Raw genomic sequence first — 293 nt, 5'->3', positions numbered from 1 at the left:
AGCAATTCTTTTTGCTCTTGCTCTTTGGAGGCCACCGCGTCATAAACAAAGGTGTCTCCCGCATCAATTTCGACAATATCATGCAATAGCAGCATCTTTAGGACTCGAGCAATGTCTACTTTCGCATTAGCGTGCTCTTGAGTGAGCATAGCCATGGTAGCGACATGCCAGCTGTGCTCTGCGCTATTTTCAAGGCGACCTTGCGCGCTCTTTACTCGGGTTCTTCTGAGTACATTCTTAAGCTGGTCAATCTCCATCAACATTTCAAGTTGTTGGTTTAATCTTTGCATGCT

General features: G+C 45.7%; 1 protein-coding gene. It reads right to left on the bottom strand.

The genetic code is table 11. The features are described 5' to 3' along the window. A partial coding sequence (locus AB4585_RS24490) for an HD family hydrolase (RefSeq protein WP_372171351.1) occupies nt 1-290 on the bottom strand: 290 nt, incomplete at its 3' end. Nucleotides 291-293 lie beyond the last annotated feature (3 nt).

Origin of the sequence: Vibrio sp. 10N.222.49.C9 (assembly GCF_041474985.1) — a bacterium.
Classification (GTDB): domain Bacteria; phylum Pseudomonadota; class Gammaproteobacteria; order Enterobacterales; family Vibrionaceae; genus Vibrio; species Vibrio crassostreae_C.
The sequence above is the reverse complement of the archived record's forward strand: the minus strand, read 5'-3'. Positions and strand labels throughout refer to the sequence as shown.